The following is a 15847-nucleotide window of genomic DNA, read 5'->3' as shown; positions in this document are numbered from 1 at the left end:
CATGAGTGCACGTCAGGATGGCGACCAGCGCCGGTAGGGCCGGCCAGCCGAACGAGGACTTCGCCGGCGCTGTGCCCGGCGCTGCCGTGCTGCTGGACGGCGCCGGCATCCCGGGCACCGAGTCGATCTGCAGCCACGGCGTCGCCTGGTACACACACCGTCTCGGCGGCGCGCTGCTCGGCCGGCTCTCGCGCGACGACGGGCGAGACCTCACGGCGATCCTCGCCACCACGATCGGCGAGATGGCCGCCGAGCACCGTGACACCTGCGACATCACGAACCCGAGCAGCCCGCAGGCGACCGTGGCGATGGTCCGCGCCCACCGGGGCCGCCTGGACTATCTCCTGCTCGCGGACTCCTTCCTCGTCCTCGACCAGGTCCGCGGTGGCCCGCAGGTCATCACCGACGAGCGTGAGGTCACCGCCAGGCGCATCTGCTCGGCGGCCCTGAAGGGCGTTCCCAGGGAAACCCCGGAGTACGACCGGATCCGGGATTCCTGCGTCGAGGCGCTGCGGGCTCGCCGGAACCAGCCGGGCGGCTACTGGATCGCCAAGGACGACCCGCGCGCGGCGCACGAGGCGGTGACCGGCAGCCGGCCCCTTCACGACCTGCACGGCCTCGCGCTGCTCAGCAACGGCGCCAGCCGCATCGTCAGCCCGTACGGCCTGACCGACTGGTCCGGCCTGCTGGAACTGCTGGCCGCCAACGGGCCGGCCGACATCATCCGCCGCGTCCGGCAGGCCGAAGCCGGCACCTCCGCGGGCCCCGATGCCCGGATCCCCGACGACGCCACGGTTGCCCACTGCACCCACCTGCCGCACTCCAGGGTCGACGAACTGTCGCGGTGAACAGACGGCGGGGGCGACCGCGCCGGCGGTGCGTCCTGTCGTGCCGCAGGCCCGGGCGCTCGAACACCTGCCGAACCCGCCGAGCAGCGACAGTGGGGCGCCCGGCGGCATTGCCGGCAAGATGACCCGTTTGTGTCGAATGCAGCGAACAGACCCCACTGCTGCTGCGGTGTCCTCACGATGAGAACGAAGGTTGGACTCGACAGTGCGAGGGATTGATCGGGCATGAGGCGTCGACGCAACAGAAGAGTTCCGCTGATCCAGGCGGCGGCGATGTCCCTGGCCGCGGTGATCACCGCGGTGGCCGTCGTCAGAGCCGGCCGTCGCCGTGCCGCGGGTGGCGCGATGGCCAGTGATCTTCCTGCCCGGCCGGACGACGCGTTCGCCGAGGCGGGCCTGGCCGGGTCGCCGATCGCCGGCGGCCCGGCCGACCGGGAAACAACGTCGCCGGCAGCCGCAGCGCGGTGAGGACGGCGAGCGCCACGCCGCAAGCGCCCGGGCACGGCGCCGACTGGGCGTGACCCGGCGGCGCCGCCGGGGCGGCACCGGCGACTGGGCGTGACCCGGCGGCGCCGCGGGGGCGGCACCGGCGACCGGCCCGCGGCGCGAGCGGTGCGACGTGCTGAATTCGTCTTGGAGGTGACAACGCATGGGTGACCCGCCCAGCGGAGACCGGGCTGCCGACGGGCCGCACGCGGACGCCACGGTCGCCCAGCTCGTGCAGCGTGCGACCGACCAGATCACCCGCCTGGTGCGCGACGAACTGGCGATGGCCCGGGCGGAGCTGACCGACAAGGGCAAACGCGCCGGCGCCGGCGCCGCGGTGGTCGGTGGCGCGGGAGGCGTGGCGCTGTTCGGGACGGGCGCGCTCGTCGCCACCGTGATCCTGGTCCTCGCCGAGTTCATGCCGGCGTGGGTGGCCGCGCTGATCGTCACGGTGGTCCTCTTCGCGGTGGCCGGGCTGCTCGCGTTGTTCGGCAGGAAACAGGTCAAGCAGACGATGCCGGTCAAGCCGGAGTCGACGCTGCACAGCGTGCGGGCGGACGTGGAGTCGGTGCAGCAGGCGGCCAAGGAGGGACGAGGGCGATGACCGCGAGCAACGACCCGGACCGCGCCCGAGCGGATGTCGAGAAGAGCCGAGCTGAACTCAGTGCCACGGTGCGGGCCCTGGCAGCCAAGACCGACGTGAGCGCCCGGGGTCGGGACCGGGCCGTCGAGATCAACGGCCGTGCCCGACAGCGCCTGACCAGCTCGGCTCAGGCGATGCGGGGGAAGGCGGCGAAAGCGGTCCGGGCAGCGCGAGGAAGGGCCGCCAGCACCGGTCTCGACGGAGTGGCCCGTGCGGCACAGCAACGCGGGACGGCACTGCGTGAAGGCACGTCGGGGAAACTCGGCGCCCTTCGCGGCAGCGCCACCACCGGTTCGGTGAGCCAGCGGGGGCCTGCCGCCGCCCGTGCACTCCGCGACCGGCTGGTCGGGATGGGATCGGCCGCCCGCCGCCATCCCGTCCTGCTCGTTGCCGCCGCTGCCACCGTCGGCGTCGCCGTGACAGTACGTCAGCAGGGCCGCCGCGCCGCTGCTCGGCGTCGCTCCTGACGCAGGCCCGCCGTTCACCTCGCCCGTCGTGAAGGACCAACTGTGACCACGTCGTCAGTCCGAAACGCCATGCGCACGGAGCCGCGACCATGAGCGATGCGACCCTCGATACCGAACGTCATGGCGGCAGCCAGTACGCGGACCTGTCGCGGCTGATCCGGCAGGCGGGCCTCCTCGATCGGCGGCGTGGTTACTACGCGCTGCGCATCGGTGCCCTCGGAGCGTGCTGCGTCGGGGCGTGGACGCTGTTCGGCTGGCTCGGTGAGTCATGGTGGCAGCTGAGCGTCGCCGCCGCCCTGGCGGTGATCTTCGCGCAGGCCGGGTTCATCGGTCACGACGCCGGTCACCGCCAGATCTTCCGCACCCGCCGCGCCAACGACCTGGTCGGTCTGGTCCACGGCAATCTCCTGATCGGCATCAGTTACGGCTGGTGGGTCGACAAGCACAACAGGCACCACGCCCACCCCAACACCGAAGGCCGGGACCCGGACATCGTGGTCAGGCCGCTGTCGTTCACGCCCGGGCAGGGGCGGACGCGACGCGGGCTGGCCGCACTGGTGGTTCGGTACCAGGCGTACCTGTTCTTCCCGCTGCTGCTGCTGGAAGGCCTGCATCTGCACGCCAACAGCGTCCGGGCCGTCGTCCGCCGGCGCAGGATCAAGCGACGCCCGGCGGAGGCCGCCCTGCTGGCGTTACACGCCGCCGGATACCTCGGTGCCGTCGTCCTTGTCCTGAGCCCCATGCAGGCCGTCGCGTTCGTCCTCGTCCACCAGGGGCTACTCGGCCTCTACCTCGGCAGTGCCTTCGCACCCAACCACAAGGGCATGCCGATCCTCGCCGCCGACGAGCAGCTCGACTACCTCCGACGTCAGACTCTCACCTCCCGCAACGTACGCGGCGGTTGGTTCGTCGACAGCCTGCTCGGCGGCCTCAACTACCAGATCGAACATCACCTCTTTCCCAGCATGCCGCGGCCCAACCTCCGCCGGGCCCAACCACTGGTCCGCCAGTTCTGCGCCGAACACGACATCGCGTACCACGAGACCACCCTGATGCGGTCCTGGGCCCAGGCGCTGACGCATCTCCACGCGGTCGGGTCGGGCCGGCCGGCTGACGACACCGGGCCGAGCTGAGGACCGGCCTACCCGCCGGCCTCGCTCCTCGCCCCGCCGCCGTCGGACGGCGCGGCCGGCCCGACCCCGATCGGCGCACCAGCCGCCGGACCATGACCTCGTCGGCTCCGCCGAGAGGTGCCGGCGAACGGCAAACGTCCTCAGGTGGTGGCGGGCCGGGCGCGGACGCGGGTCACCAGGTAGCCGAAGGCTGCCGCGGTGAAGAACATGACGATGCCGTAGACGGCCCCCGGGATGGCCATCCGGGTGCTGTCGAGCAGCGCCGGGCTGAGCGCGATCGTGATGGCCAGGGTGCTGTTGTGGATGCCGATCTCGAACCCGGCCGCCGTCGCGGCCCTCCGGTCCACCCCGGCCAGCCGGGGTATGCCGTACCCGATCGCGAGGCTCAGCAGGTTGAACGCGAGCACGGCCAGGCCGACCGAGACGAAGTAGTCGGCGATGTTCTCCCGTTCGCCGAGCACGGCACCGGCGATCACCGCGACGAGCACGACGACGGAGAGGATCCGGACCGGTCGGTTCAGCCGTTCGGCGGCGCGCGGCACCCGGGCCCGGATCAGCATGCCGACGGCGACCGGGACGAGCACGATGGCGAACACCTGGAGCACCTTGTCGAACTGCAGGCCGATGCTCCTCCCGTCGGCCAGGAAGTACGCCGCCGACAGGTTGACCACGATCGGCAGGGTGAACACGGCGAGCACCGAGTTGATGGCGGTCAGGGTGATGTTCAACGCCACGTGCCCGCCGAACAGGTGGCTGTAGAGGTTGGCCGTGGTGCCGCCGGGGGAAGCCGCCAGCAACATCATCCCGACGGCCAGTTCGGGCGGCAGGTCGAAGGCGAGCACCAGGCCGAAACAGAGTGCCGGCAGCACCAGCACCTGGCACACCAGTGCGATGACGGCGGCCCTCGGGTGCTGGGCCACCCGGCGGAAGTCCTGGACGGTCAGGCCGAGACCCAGGCCGAGCATGATGATGCCGAGGGCGATGGGCAGTCCGATCAGGGTCAGGGCTGAGTCCATGACACGAGATCGTCGCCATCGGGAGACGACCTCACAATCCCCCGTGTGGCTCGGCGCCGGCCGCCGGCGGCCCAAGACGCCGGGCTCGGCGAAACCGTCGCGACGGAGCCACACCCGAATCGGGTCCCGCACCACTCATGGTGTTGCTGGGAGGCCGGGATTCTCCTCGGCGCCGCCCTGCTGCTCTGGCGCCGGCTGCGCCGGACCCGGCGGGCCTCCCCGCTCGGCTCTTGACCGCGGAATGTGATCGGCTTAGCTTCATCAATCAGAAAGGTCTCCTTACTATTCTGCTCCATCCTCGTGGGAGTGCCGATGCGACCATTCCGTCACCGCCGCCTCACCGCCGTCGTCGCCCTGGCGACCCTGCTGGTCACCGCCGCCCCGCCGACCGCCGCGAGCGCGGGTGACAGCCCGGACCGCCGCGCCGGCTACCACCGGGTCGGCTACTTCACCCAGTGGGGCATCTACGGTCGGGCCTTCCCGGTCAAGAAGCTCGACACCTCCGGGGCGGCGCGCCGCCTCACCCACGTCAACTACGCCTTCGGCAACGTGAGTGAGGACGGACGCTGCTACGTGGACGGCGGGCCGGGCGAGGGTGACGCCTGGGCCGACTACCAGCGTCCCGTCCCGGCTGAGGAGAGCGTCGACGGTGTCGCCGACGCCTGGGGTGAACCGCTCAACGGCAACTTCGGCCAACTGGCCAAGCTCAAGGCCAAGCACCCCGGCCTGAAGGTGATGATCTCGCTGGGTGGCTGGAGCTGGTCGACGTACTTCTCGAACGCCGCCCGCACCGACGCCTCCCGCAAGGCGTTCGTCGCCTCCTGCATCGATCTCTACCTCAAGGGCAACCTCCCCGTCCTGGACGGCGGCAGTGGCGGCCCGGGCGCCGCCGCCGGTGTCTTCGACGGCGTCGATCTGGACTGGGAGTGGCCGAACTGGCCGGGTGAGCCGGGCAACGTGGTCCGCCCGGAGGACCGCGAGAACTTCACCAAGCTGCTCGCCGAGTTCCGCCGGCAACTCGACGCGTACGGCCGGCAGACCCGCAAGCACTACCCGCTGACCGCCTTCCTGCCGGCCAACCCGGCGACCATGGACGCCGGATACGAGGGGCGCAAGATCTTCCAGTACCTGGACTTCGCCACGGTCCAGGGGTACGACTTCCACGGCGGCTGGGACGCGGTGACCAACCAGCAGTCGGCGCTTCGTGTGCCGGCGGGAGCGCCGGACAGCCCGGACTTCTCCGCCGAGGTGGCGATCGACGGCTGGATCGCCCGCGGCGCGCCCCGGGACAAGCTGGTCCTGGGCATCCCGTACTACGGCCGGGGCTGGACCGGCGTCACCGGGGGCGGCACCGGGCTGTTCCAGCCCGCGGCCGGGCCCGCGCCGGCCACCTTCGAGGCCGGCTACGAGGACTACCGGCAGCTGAAGACCCTGGCCGGCAACGGCTTCACCGTCCACCGCGACCTTCGTGTCGGGCACGCCTGGTTGTTCGACGGCACCACCTTCTGGACATACGACGATCCGGCGGTAGTGCTGCAGAAGACGCTGTACATCCGGCGGGCCGGCCTGGCCGGAGCGATGGTCTGGTCGCTGGACGGCGACGACGACAACGCCACGTTGACCAAGACGATCGGCTTCGGGCTGGCGACCCGGTAGTCGTACCCCTGGGCCTGGTAACCCTGCCACCGGCCGCCGCCGACCGGTTCCCCGGCCGGCGGCGGCCCGGCAGGACCGGGCGGCGGGGCGCCACAGCACTCGACCGTGGTCGAGCGCGACGGCCCGATCAGCGCGCTCGCCGGTTGGCGCGCAGGGCGCCCAGTATGACGCCGGGCGTGGCCAGCGCACTCGGATGCTCACGCATGGAGACCACCTCGTTGAACCGCCGCGCGATCGCCACGTCCGTGACGGTCGCCGTGACGATCTGCCGGCTGACCCAGCTGGAGAACCGGTAGCCACGCGGGTAGGGACCCTCGACGTGCGGCAGCGCCAGGTCGGCGGAGGTCGACGTCGACCAGGCGGCGTCGACCACGACCTGCTGCAGGTCGAGGAAATGGCGAGCGGTCACGCCCAGATCCGGGCCTGACCGCAGGTACGCCGACAGGCAGGCCGCGTGCAGGGCCGCCGCCGTGATCCCCTGCCCGTAGACCGGATTGAACGACGCGACCGCGTCACCGACGCTGACCAGCCCGGCCGGAAAGCGCTTCAGCGCGTGGAAGTCCCGCCGCCGGCTGTCGGCGTGGCGGTAGGTCTGGACGTCGCCGAGCAGCTCGTTCCCGGCCAGTTCGCCGAACTCCGGCGGGAACTGGGCCCGCAGCCGGCGGACGAAATCCGCCGCGGTGCGCCCTGGGCGGTTGTCCCCGTAACCGGCCATCATGGCCATCCACCGGCCGTCCTCGACGGCGAAGAACGCGGCACCGGCCACGTCCGACGCCATTCTCGGCGTGTGCAGCGCCAGGACGACCGCGAACTCCGGGTTCGTCTCACGGCGTCGGAACAGGGCCGTCGCGTAGTTCAGGTGCACGGTCATCCGCCGCATGGCGGGCCGGTCCCAGCCGGCCTGCTCCAGCCACTCGGACAGCCTGCTCGACCGCCCCATGGCGTCCACCACGAAGTCACCGCGCTCGACGCCGGGCGCCCCACCGACGTCGCAGCGGACCCCGGTGGTCACGTCACCGTCGAACACGAGACCCGTGGCGCGGGCGGTGATCGTCTTGACGTTGGGCAGTCGAAGCACCTGCTGGCGGATCAGCCCTTCCAGCAGCGGCCGGCTGCCCGCCAGGCTGTCGGCGTCGTCCGGCACGACGACCTTCAGGCGGCCGTCGAGATAGTTCCGCCTGGCCGCGGGGGGCGCCTCGATCGCCCCCTGCGCCAGCGCCCGTTCGCGGAATCCGGGCAACATCTGCTCGAGCTGGAAGAGGCCGCCGGGCAACAGCGCGTGCAGTTGCGTCCCCTGTGGCACGCCCGGCCGCTCCCCGGCCACGTGCAGGTCGTCCCGGTCGATGATGACGACGCTCTCCGCGTGGTCGGACAACACCCGGGCGGCCAGCAACCCGGCGACACTGCCGCCGACCACGACGGCCTTGCCCATGATCGGAGACGCCTGGTCGGGTGGTCGCACCGCGTTCAGCGCGGCGAAGACCCGAGCCGGAGAGAGGGACATCGTGCTCTCCAAGGGGTACGAGGGGGTGCCTTCTCGCGTGCCTGCCAGCGACCGGCGCGCGGGCGCGGAACGGTCCGGTGAGCATGACGCCCGACGATCGTCGCACAAGCGCCGACCGCTGCCCGAAAACGTCCGCAAGGCGACAAAGTGCCGGGTCGGGGCGCGGATGGGCACGACCGCCGGGCCCGGCCGGCACGACAGCGTCAGCGTGATGCGCGCCCCGCAGCCGCCGGACGAGCGACCGGCAAATGCGGCGACGCGGCACCGGGCGGGGGCGCCCAGACTGTCGACATGGCAGCTGCCCGCCCCCGCACCAGCAGGATCCCGTGCCTGCCGATACAGGCCGGGGGGAGAACTCAGCCGCAGTTGCCCCAGCTGTACCGGCCAGCGCTCTGCCAGCTGGTGAAGTACAGGACCTCGCCGCTGTACATCACGCACTTGTCCCGCGCGGAGCGCTGGATCGCGGCGTAGTACTTGTAGTTTCCGGAGTCGTAGGCCCAGGATGCTCCCTCCACCCGGATGCCGGCGGAAACCCCGGTCGTCGAGCCGACGGCCACCCGCTTGAGGGTGGCGACACAGTTGTACGCGGTGGCGCTGTTGTACATCAGGTAGACGTCGCCCACCTTGGTGCCATCCGTCGCGTAGATCGACCGGTGGCCGTCACTGGCGTACGCCCATGAGCCACCGAAGTCGTTGTTGCACGCCTGCGCCGCGGTGAACGGATTCGTCGCGGCCTGCGCGGGCGACGCGAGCGTCACCGCCGCGACGGTCGCGGAGAGAATCGAGATTGCCAGTCGTCGCGCTGATCCGCGCACACGGTCCTCCACATGCTCCGGCGCGAAGATCGCGCACATGAGCGGCCATGATCCCACAGTGGAGGGTGGGCAAGATCAGCGGCGGCGCGGCGGCGGCTCCCGCTGCCCACTTCCTCCTGGCGGGTCGCCGGATTCTGGATGCATTCAAGAATAAACTGGAGCATACTACGCACCGTGGCCACGACCTCGGACTTCGAGCGCATGCTGCGCGAGGCCGGGCTCCGCGTGACCCGTCCACGGCTGGCGGTGCTGAGCGCGGTGCACGCGCATCCGCACGCCGACACCGTCTCGATCTTCGGCGCGGTGCGTCGGGAGCTTCCCGAGGTGTCCCACCAGGCCGTGTACGACGTGCTGCACGCGCTGACCACCGCGGGACTTCTCCGGCGGATCCAGCCCGCCGGCTCCGTGGCCCGCTACGAGTCCCGGGTCGGCGACAACCACCACCACGTCGTGTGCCGGTCGTGCGGTGCGATCGCCGACGTCGACTGCGCCGTCGGCGAGACCCCCTGCCTCAGCGCGTCCGACCCCCAGGGCTTTTCTATCGACGAGGCCGAGGTCACCTACTGGGGGTCCTGCCCCGGGTGTGCCCCGGCACCAGCATCCAGCTGACCGAACCAGCGAGTGACAGGAGAAGGATCGACGTGCCTGAACACGGCAGCGAGAGCGAGAACCCGGCTATCCCCTCCCCGACCCCGAAGCGGAGCCGGCCGAGGGGCAACCAGGACTGGTGGCCGAACCAGCTGAACCTGCAGGTTCTGCACCAGCACTCCCCCCGGGCCAACCCGATGGGCGAGGCCTACAACTACGCGGAGGAGTTCAAGAAGCTCGACGTCGACGCACTGAAGCGAGACATCTTCGAGGTGATGACGACGTCGCAGGACTGGTGGCCGGCCGACTACGGCCACTACGGCCCGCTCTTCATCCGGATGAGCTGGCACTCCGCCGGAACGTACCGCATCGAGGACGGCCGCGGCGGTGGCGGTGACGGCGCCCAGCGTTTCGCCCCGCTCAACAGCTGGCCCGACAACGCGAACCTCGACAAGGCACGCAGGCTGCTCTGGCCGGTCAAGCAGAAGTACGGGCGGAAGATCTCCTGGGCCGACCTCCTGGTCTTCGCCGGCAACTGTGCCCTGGAGTCGATGGGGTTCAAGACGTTCGGCTTCGGCTTCGGACGCGAGGACATCTGGGAGCCCGAGGAGATCTTCTGGGGGCCCGAGGACACCTGGCTCGGAGACGAGCGCTACAGCGGCGACAGGGAACTCGCCGGCCCGCTCGGCGCCGTCCAGATGGGGCTGATCTACGTGAACCCGGAGGGGCCCAACGGCACTCCGGATCCGCTGGCTGCCGCCCGGGACATCCGCGAGACCTTCCGCCGGATGGCGATGAACGACGAGGAGACGGTCGCGCTCATCGCCGGGGGGCACACGTTCGGCAAGACGCACGGCGCCGCCTCCGCCGAGTACGTCGGCCCCGAGCCCGAGGGCGCCCCGCTCGAGGCGCAGGGGCTCGGCTGGAAGAACAGCTTCGGCAGCGGCAAGGGCAGGGACACGATCACCAGCGGGCTGGAGGGCGCGTGGACGCCCACCCCGATCACCTGGGACAACAGCTTCTTCGAGACCCTCTTCGGGCACGAGTGGGAGGTCTGCGAGAGCCCTGCCGGCGCGAAGCAGTGGAAGCCGAAGGGCGGCGCCGCGGCGGACGCGGTGCCCGGCGCCCACGACCCCTCGGTCAGGTACGCCCCGATGATGGCGACGACGGATCTCGCGTTGCGCGTCGACCCGAGCTACGAGCAGATCTCGCGGCGCTTCCTGGAGAACCCGGACCAGTTCGCGGAGGCGTTCGCGAAGGCGTGGTACAAGCTCTTGCACCGCGACATGGGGCCCGTCTCGCGCTACCTCGGCCCGTGGGTCCCCGAGCCGCAGCTGTGGCAGGACCCGGTCCCGGCGGTCGACCACGCGCTGATCTCGCACGAGGACGTCGCCGCCCTCAAGGGCACGGTCCTCGCCTCGGGACTGTCCATCTCCCAGCTGATCCGGACGGCCTGGGCGTCCGCGGCGAGCTTCCGCGGCACGGACATGCGGGGCGGGGCCAACGGGGCGCGGATCCGGCTCGAGCCGCAGAAGAACTGGGAGGTCAACGAGCCGGCCGAGCTCGCCACGGTGCTGCGGACGCTGGAGCGGATCCAGCAGGAATTCAACGACGCACAGTCCGGCGGGAAGAAGGTCTCGCTCGCCGATCTGATCGTCCTCGGCGGGTGCGCGGCCGTCGAGCAGGCGGCCCGGAGCGCCGGGCATGAGGTCACGGTCCCGTTCGCACCGGGGCGCACGGACGCCACGCAGGAACAGACCGACGTGGAGTCGTTCGCCGTGCTCGAACCGAGGGCGGACGGGTTCCGCAACTACCTGCGGGCCGGGCAGAAGTTGTCGCCGGAGACCCTGCTGCTGGACCGGGCCAACCTGTTGACGCTGACCGCTCCCGAGATGACCGTCCTGCTCGGCGGCATGCGAGCTTTGAACGCGAACGCGGGACAGGCACCACACGGCGTCTTCACCGACCGGCCCGAGACGTTGACGAACGATTTCTTCCGGAACCTGCTCGACATCGGCACGGAGTGGAAGGCGTCCGCCACGACCGAGAACGTGTACGAGGGCCGGGACGTCGCCACGGGCGAGGTCAAGTGGACCGCCACCGCCGTCGACCTCGTCTTCGGCGCGAACTCCCAACTCCGGGCCATCGCCGAGGTCTACGCCAGTGCCGACGGCCAGGAGAAGTTCGTCCAGGACTTCGTCGCGGCCTGGGTCAAGGTCATGAACCTGGACCGGTTCGACCTCGCCTGAGGCGGCGGCGGGCCCCGGTCACGGCAGACGTGACCGGGGCCGGTCCGCCTGGGGACCGCCTGTCCGGTGCGGCCGTGATCAGTGTGTGGCCGGTGCCGGTGCGCCTGCCGAGGGGGCGGGTTGGAACAGCTCGATCAGGTTGCCGGCGGGGTCGTCGAGCAGGACTTGGCGTCCGCCGGGCCCGGCGACCACGTCGCTGCGGAACGACAGTCCTGTTCCGCGCAGTCGGTCGATCTCGGCATCGAGGTCGTCGACGACCAGGTGGATGCGGTTGCGTCCGGCGGTGGCGGCGTCGTCGGGGGTGGCGCGGGCGCCCGAGCTGGCCGGCCCGGACAGCAGCAGCCGCAGTGGGCCGCGCACCACGTCGGCGAAGGCGGGCGCGGCGCTGGTGTGCAGGGTGAAGCCGAGATGGGTGGTGTAGAAGTCGATGGCCGTCTGCACGTCATCGACGAGGTAGCGGACGCTGGCGTACTGGTCGGGTGCTGTCACGGCTGGATTCCCTTCAGGAACCGGTGGCGGTGAGGACGGGCAGCAGGTGCCTGATGCGGGTGTCGAGGTCGGCAGCGGTGTGCTGGAAGGCGGGGTAGCTGGTTTGGTCGGTGTCGCCGGCCGTGGCGAGGTCGGGGACGCTCCAGTGCACCCGCCGGGAAGGGTCCGGAAAGTCGGGGCAGGCCTCGCGGGCCTTGTCGCACAGGCTGATCACGTAGTCGAACCGGTGGCCGGTCATCGTGTCCACGTGCCGTGGGAGCTGGCCGGTGACGTCGATGCCGAACTGGTCGTGCAGCAGTCGTACGGCGTCGGGATGAAGGCGTGGCTTGGGCCGGGTGCCGGCGCTGGACACCTCGACGTGGCCGTCGGTGCGGTGGCGGAGCAGGGCCTCGGCGATCGGTGAGCGGGCGCTGTTGCCGGTGCACACGAACAGCACGCCGACGCGGAGCGGGCGCCCCAGGGGGATGCGTGGCGCGGGGCTTCGGCGCAGTGCCGGGTGCAGCGCGGCGCCGGTGTCGGCCATCGCCCTCGCGCAGCGGTCCAGATCCAGGTGGTAGTAGCTGTCGCGGCCGTCGAAGCTGCTGCGGGTGGCGGTGACCAGCCCGCCGGCACGCAGCAGCCGAAGGTGGTAGGAGACCAGGTTCTGCGGCTCACCCACCAGCGTCACCAACTCCCGGACCCGGTAGTCGCTGCTCGCGAGCTCGGTCAGCAGCCGCCATCGCAGCGGATGGGCGGCCAAGCGCACGAACGCCGGGGTGTCGTGATTCGACGACGCCATGCCAGCAGGATACATCAAACCGTTTTGATGAAATAGACGACTGGGGCGAGGGTGGCCCTGACTCCGATCCGGATCAGGGAGCGGGAAAGGAACCGTCGCCGAAGAGGATGCGGCTGGCCGCGGCCCGCCCGAACGGCGTGCGCAGCAGCGTGAACGCCGCTGCCGCGACGGCGGGGGTGCGCACCTGGGCCAGCCCCCGGCGCAGCATCAGCCTTCCCCGGAAGCGCGCGCGCAGCGCGGCGCCGTCGTAGCGGGTCAACGCCGCAGGGTGGCCGGCGCGCAGCGCCTCGTCGAGGACGGCGGCGGCGAGTTCGGACAGCCGCAGGCACGGATCGAGGCCGCCGGCGGTCAGCGGAGAGACCGCACCTGCCGCATCTCCGACCAGGAGCCCGTCAGCGCAGCTGATCCGGCGCAGCACCCCGCCGACCGGGATCGGGCCGCCGCGCCGCTCGACCTGCTCAGGACGGTCGACGCCGGGCAGGCCGGGCGCCGAGGCACGGAACCGCTCCAGAGCCTGCCGAAGACCGTCGGGGAAGCGGTTGGCGTAGCCGGCCACGCCGACGTGGGCATGCCGCCCGTCGTTGACGACCCACGCCAGGTAGCCGGGGGCGAGCGAGGGGTCGAGCACGCAGTGGAACGCCGGTGGCTCCACGCATCCGGGGACCCTGAAGACCTCCTCGGCACCGACCAGCAGGTGCTGGTTGCGGTCCAGGGCCAGGTCCCGGGCGACCCGCGAGCGGGCACCGTCGGCGCCGACGACGAACCGCGCCCGGACCTCGGTCGGCCCGTCCCGACCCGCGATCAGGAAGGAGTCGGCTCGCCGGCCGAGATAGCGGGTGCCCAACGCTGTCCGCACGCCGGCATCGGCCGCGGCGCGGGCCGCTGCCACATACAGCGCCGCCATGTCGGCCACCCGGTACTCGTCACGCGCACTGACCAGGGTCACCCGACGGCGCAGCCCCGGGGGGTAGAGGGCCACTCGCCGGATGGGCGGCCCGAGGCACCCGGGAGGCAGCGTGAAATCATCGAGCGTACGCCGAACGAAGATCCCCGTCGTGCGGATCGCGCCGGTGAGCGTGGGTCGCCGTTCGACCAGCAGCACGTCGTGGCCGCGCTGGGCGAGCAGCGTCGCCGTGTGCAGCCCGGCCAGCCCGGCCCCGACGACCAACACGTCTACGTTCATCAGCCTTCACCTGTCGGGAGTCGTGGACGGAACGTTGCCCGGAGCAGACGGCACCGGAGCCGGAGAGGGTCGCGCCGACCGACGGGACCGCCTCCTACCGGTTCGCGTCGTCGCGCGTCAGTCGCCACCAGCCGAGCAGGAGGACGCCGGCGGCCCAGCCGAGCAGGACCGTCACCGAGGACGCCGTCGTCATCCCCGGCACCTCCCCGAGCAGGAGGAACGCCGCGCCGGACCCGGGCAGGAGATCGGCGAGCGCGGACATCCACCGGTAGCCGAACTGCGGTAGCAACAGCGGCAGTACCAGCATCAGGAGGAACACCGCGACCAGGGCACCGGCGGCGTTGCGCAGCAGGAAGCCGAGCCCGGCAGCGAGGACGGTACCGGCCGCGAAGACGAAGGCGACGGTGGCGAGTGCCTCGAGGCCGTCGGCGAACGGCAGGCTGAGTCCCGGCCGGGCCGCGGCGAAGGCCGCCAGGGCGGACGCGAGCCCCAGCAGCACACCGAGGCCCGTTGCGGCCCCGGCCGCCACGACGGCGCGGGCGAGGTAGAGGACCGCCCGGCGTGACGTCCACTGCAGGGTCGGGACGATCCCGCCGGTGGCGTAGTCGGACGTGACCGCGGTCAGGGTGAGAGCGAGCAGGGCGAACTGCGCCGGCATGGCGCTGATCGTCGACACCGCCCAGGCGGAATCGCCTCGTGGGGGAACGGGATCCGCGGCGGCCTCGAAGCCGGCGATGGCACCGATCCCCACCATCGCCACGGCTGCCGCGGCCAGGAACCACCAGGTGGTCCTGACCGTCCACAGCCGGGTCCATTCGGCAGCGCAGGTACGGGCGAACAGGCGCACGGTGGAGACGTCCTCAGCCACCGCGTGCGGGGCAGGAGTGGTCAGCGGGGCGGTCACCGCTCTCCCTCCGGTGTCGCCCGGACACCCGTCGTCCGGTCGCCGTGGTACTCCACGTGGTTGCTGGTGAGCGCGAGGTACGCGTGCTCGAGGGAGTGCTGGACCTCGGACAGGTGGTGCAACGGGATGTGGCAGGAGTGGGCGACGTCGCCCACCTCCTCGGCGCTGCTGCCGTCGACCTGCAACTCGTGCGGGTCGACGCGCTGAACGGTGAGGCCGCGTTCCCGGAGCCGGGTGAGCAGGAGATCCGACTGCGTGCTGAGGACTCGAACCTGAACGTGCCCCAGTCCGCGCAGGATGTCCTCGGTCGTCGCGTCGGCGATCAGGCGGCCGCGACCGATGACGATCAGACGGTCGGCGGTCTGCTGCATCTCGCTCAACAGATGGCTGGAGACCAGCACGGTGCGCCCCTGGTCGGCGAGTTGGCGGAGCAGCCCGCGGATCCAGCGGATGCCGTCCAGGTCCAACCCGTTCATCGGCTCGTCGAACAGCAGCACCCGGGGGTCGCCGAGGAGCGCTGTGGCGATCCCGAGACGCTGGCGCATGCCGAGCGAGTAGCCCTTGATCCGGCGGCCGGCCGCGCGTCCGAGTCCGACCTGTTCGACCACCTCGGCTATCCGGCGCTCGGAGATGCCGTTCGTCCGAGCGGCCACCCGGAGGTGGTTGCGTCCGGTGCGGCCGGGGTGAACGGATCCGGGATCGAGCAGCGCGCCAACCTCCCGGAGCGGTTCGGTGAGCGTCTCGAACGTCCGACCGTTCACGAGGACCTTTCCGGAGGTGGGTCGGTCGAGGCCGAGCATCATCCGCATCGTCGTGGACTTCCCCGCTCCGTTCGGCCCGAGGAACCCGGTGACTCTCCCCGGCTCGACATCGAAGCTCAGGTCATCGACGGCCAGGACATCGCCGTAGCGCTTCGTGAGCCCACGGACCTCGATCATCGACGACCGCCGCTGGAGGCGTGCGGAACCGCCGCGCCGGTGGCGGCGACGTGTGCGGCAGGTGGTGGGACGCGGTGGTTCATTCGTCGACCCACTCGAGCAGGTCGCCGGGTTGGCAGTCGAGCACCCGGCACATGGCTTCCAGGGTGC

Annotated in this window: 17 protein-coding genes; 8 read left to right on the top strand and 9 right to left on the bottom strand. The window is 71.4% G+C overall.

The window, feature by feature from the left end:
* Nucleotides 1-5: 5 nt before the first annotated feature.
* The 5 genes from AC1WTP_RS21325 to AC1WTP_RS21305 all read left to right on the top strand — a co-directional run bounded on the left by AC1WTP_RS21325 (nucleotide 6) and on the right by AC1WTP_RS21305 (nucleotide 3577).
* Entirely contained in the window at nucleotides 6-848 is an 843-nt protein-coding gene (locus tag AC1WTP_RS21325; RefSeq protein ID WP_481651025.1) for a hypothetical protein, read from the top strand.
* A gap of 225 nt (nucleotides 849-1073) precedes the next feature.
* A complete protein-coding gene (locus AC1WTP_RS21320) occupies nucleotides 1074-1316 on the top strand; it encodes a hypothetical protein (protein ID WP_481651024.1) in 243 nt (80 codons plus the stop codon).
* A gap of 181 nt (nucleotides 1317-1497) precedes the next feature.
* Nucleotides 1498-1938, top strand: a complete 441-nt coding sequence (locus AC1WTP_RS21315; RefSeq protein WP_481651023.1) for a phage holin family protein — start codon at nucleotides 1498-1500, stop codon at nucleotides 1936-1938.
* Nucleotides 1935-2444: a DUF3618 domain-containing protein gene (locus AC1WTP_RS21310; RefSeq protein ID WP_481651022.1), complete on the top strand. Its 510-nt coding sequence runs from the start codon at nucleotides 1935-1937 to the stop codon at nucleotides 2442-2444. The genes AC1WTP_RS21315 and AC1WTP_RS21310 overlap by 4 nt, the downstream gene beginning before the upstream one ends.
* Before the next feature lie 89 nt (nucleotides 2445-2533).
* A complete protein-coding gene (locus AC1WTP_RS21305) occupies nucleotides 2534-3577 on the top strand; it encodes a fatty acid desaturase family protein (protein WP_481651021.1) in 1044 nt (347 codons plus the stop codon).
* Nucleotides 3578-3717: 140 nt separating this feature from the next.
* On the opposite strand, the gene AC1WTP_RS21300 is transcribed toward AC1WTP_RS21305, so the two are convergent.
* Nucleotides 3718-4593, bottom strand: coding sequence for a bile acid:sodium symporter family protein (locus AC1WTP_RS21300; RefSeq protein ID WP_481651020.1), 876 nt, complete (start codon nucleotides 4591-4593; stop codon nucleotides 3718-3720).
* A 312-nt stretch (nucleotides 4594-4905) separates the two neighbouring features.
* Here AC1WTP_RS21300 and AC1WTP_RS21295 point away from each other — a divergent pair, with 312 nt between their 5' ends.
* Entirely contained in the window at nucleotides 4906-6249 is a 1344-nt protein-coding gene (locus AC1WTP_RS21295) for a glycoside hydrolase family 18 protein (protein ID WP_481651019.1), read from the top strand.
* A gap of 127 nt (nucleotides 6250-6376) precedes the next feature.
* Here AC1WTP_RS21295 and AC1WTP_RS21290 read toward each other — a convergent pair whose 3' ends face one another.
* Both AC1WTP_RS21290 and AC1WTP_RS21285 read right to left on the bottom strand, forming a co-directional pair.
* The gene (locus AC1WTP_RS21290; protein ID WP_481651018.1) at nucleotides 6377-7753 is read right to left on the bottom strand and encodes an FAD-dependent oxidoreductase; all 1377 of its coding nucleotides are present in this window, start codon (nucleotides 7751-7753) and stop codon (nucleotides 6377-6379) included.
* Nucleotides 7754-8109: 356 nt separating this feature from the next.
* Complete coding sequence (locus AC1WTP_RS21285) at nucleotides 8110-8607, bottom strand: hypothetical protein (RefSeq protein WP_481651017.1); 498 nt, start codon at nucleotides 8605-8607, stop codon at nucleotides 8110-8112.
* 162 nt (nucleotides 8608-8769) lie between these two features.
* Here AC1WTP_RS21285 and AC1WTP_RS21280 point away from each other — a divergent pair, with 162 nt between their 5' ends.
* Nucleotides 8770-9177 (top strand): Fur family transcriptional regulator, encoded by a 408-nt coding sequence (locus tag AC1WTP_RS21280; RefSeq protein WP_481651120.1) that lies wholly within the window; start codon nucleotides 8770-8772, stop codon nucleotides 9175-9177.
* A 32-nt stretch (nucleotides 9178-9209) separates the two neighbouring features.
* The gene (katG, locus tag AC1WTP_RS21275) at nucleotides 9210-11405 is read left to right on the top strand and encodes a catalase/peroxidase HPI (RefSeq protein ID WP_481651016.1); all 2196 of its coding nucleotides are present in this window, start codon (nucleotides 9210-9212) and stop codon (nucleotides 11403-11405) included.
* 78 nt (nucleotides 11406-11483) lie between these two features.
* On the opposite strand, the gene AC1WTP_RS21270 is transcribed toward katG, so the two are convergent.
* From AC1WTP_RS21270 to AC1WTP_RS21245, 6 genes are all read right to left on the bottom strand, one after another.
* Nucleotides 11484-11894, bottom strand: a complete 411-nt coding sequence (locus AC1WTP_RS21270) for a VOC family protein (RefSeq protein ID WP_447140703.1) — start codon at nucleotides 11892-11894, stop codon at nucleotides 11484-11486.
* 13 nt (nucleotides 11895-11907) lie between these two features.
* Nucleotides 11908-12672 (bottom strand): arsenate reductase/protein-tyrosine-phosphatase family protein, encoded by a 765-nt coding sequence (locus AC1WTP_RS21265; protein WP_481651015.1) that lies wholly within the window; start codon nucleotides 12670-12672, stop codon nucleotides 11908-11910.
* Between the two features lie 73 nt (nucleotides 12673-12745).
* A complete protein-coding gene (locus tag AC1WTP_RS21260; RefSeq protein WP_481651014.1) occupies nucleotides 12746-13855 on the bottom strand; it encodes an FAD-dependent oxidoreductase in 1110 nt (369 codons plus the stop codon).
* A 94-nt stretch (nucleotides 13856-13949) separates the two neighbouring features.
* Nucleotides 13950-14759, bottom strand: coding sequence for a hypothetical protein (locus AC1WTP_RS21255; protein WP_481651013.1), 810 nt, complete (start codon nucleotides 14757-14759; stop codon nucleotides 13950-13952).
* The gene (locus AC1WTP_RS21250) at nucleotides 14756-15697 is read right to left on the bottom strand and encodes an ABC transporter ATP-binding protein (RefSeq protein WP_481651012.1); all 942 of its coding nucleotides are present in this window, start codon (nucleotides 15695-15697) and stop codon (nucleotides 14756-14758) included. Before AC1WTP_RS21250 ends, AC1WTP_RS21255 begins: the two co-directional genes overlap by 4 nt.
* Nucleotides 15698-15776: 79 nt before the next feature.
* On the bottom strand, nucleotides 15777-15842 hold the full coding sequence (locus AC1WTP_RS21245; RefSeq protein WP_447139377.1) for a helix-turn-helix domain-containing protein: 66 nt from the start codon (nucleotides 15840-15842) through the stop codon (nucleotides 15777-15779).
* Nucleotides 15843-15847 lie beyond the last annotated feature (5 nt).

It is taken from the genome of Micromonospora sp. R311, from assembly GCF_056780015.1.
This window is presented reverse-complemented; position numbering and strand designations above follow the sequence as displayed.

Coding starts and splice junctions, on each gene's coding strand:
- AC1WTP_RS21250 (WP_481651012.1), bottom strand. CDS start 15,697: ATGATCGAGGTCCGTGGGCTCACGAAGCGCTACGGCGATGTCCTGGCC.
- AC1WTP_RS21290 (WP_481651018.1), bottom strand. CDS start 7,753: ATGTCCCTCTCTCCGGCTCGGGTCTTCGCCGCGCTGAACGCGGTGCGA.
- AC1WTP_RS21280 (WP_481651120.1), top strand. CDS start 8,770: ATGCTGCGCGAGGCCGGGCTCCGCGTGACCCGTCCACGGCTGGCGGTG.
- AC1WTP_RS21305 (WP_481651021.1), top strand. CDS start 2,534: ATGAGCGATGCGACCCTCGATACCGAACGTCATGGCGGCAGCCAGTAC.
- AC1WTP_RS21320 (WP_481651024.1), top strand. CDS start 1,074: ATGAGGCGTCGACGCAACAGAAGAGTTCCGCTGATCCAGGCGGCGGCG.
- AC1WTP_RS21285 (WP_481651017.1), bottom strand. CDS start 8,607: ATGTGCGCGATCTTCGCGCCGGAGCATGTGGAGGACCGTGTGCGCGGA.
- AC1WTP_RS21315 (WP_481651023.1), top strand. CDS start 1,498: ATGGGTGACCCGCCCAGCGGAGACCGGGCTGCCGACGGGCCGCACGCG.
- AC1WTP_RS21265 (WP_481651015.1), bottom strand. CDS start 12,672: ATGGCGTCGTCGAATCACGACACCCCGGCGTTCGTGCGCTTGGCCGCC.
- AC1WTP_RS21260 (WP_481651014.1), bottom strand. CDS start 13,855: ATGAACGTAGACGTGTTGGTCGTCGGGGCCGGGCTGGCCGGGCTGCAC.
- AC1WTP_RS21295 (WP_481651019.1), top strand. CDS start 4,906: ATGCGACCATTCCGTCACCGCCGCCTCACCGCCGTCGTCGCCCTGGCG.
- AC1WTP_RS21300 (WP_481651020.1), bottom strand. CDS start 4,593: ATGGACTCAGCCCTGACCCTGATCGGACTGCCCATCGCCCTCGGCATC.
- AC1WTP_RS21310 (WP_481651022.1), top strand. CDS start 1,935: ATGACCGCGAGCAACGACCCGGACCGCGCCCGAGCGGATGTCGAGAAG.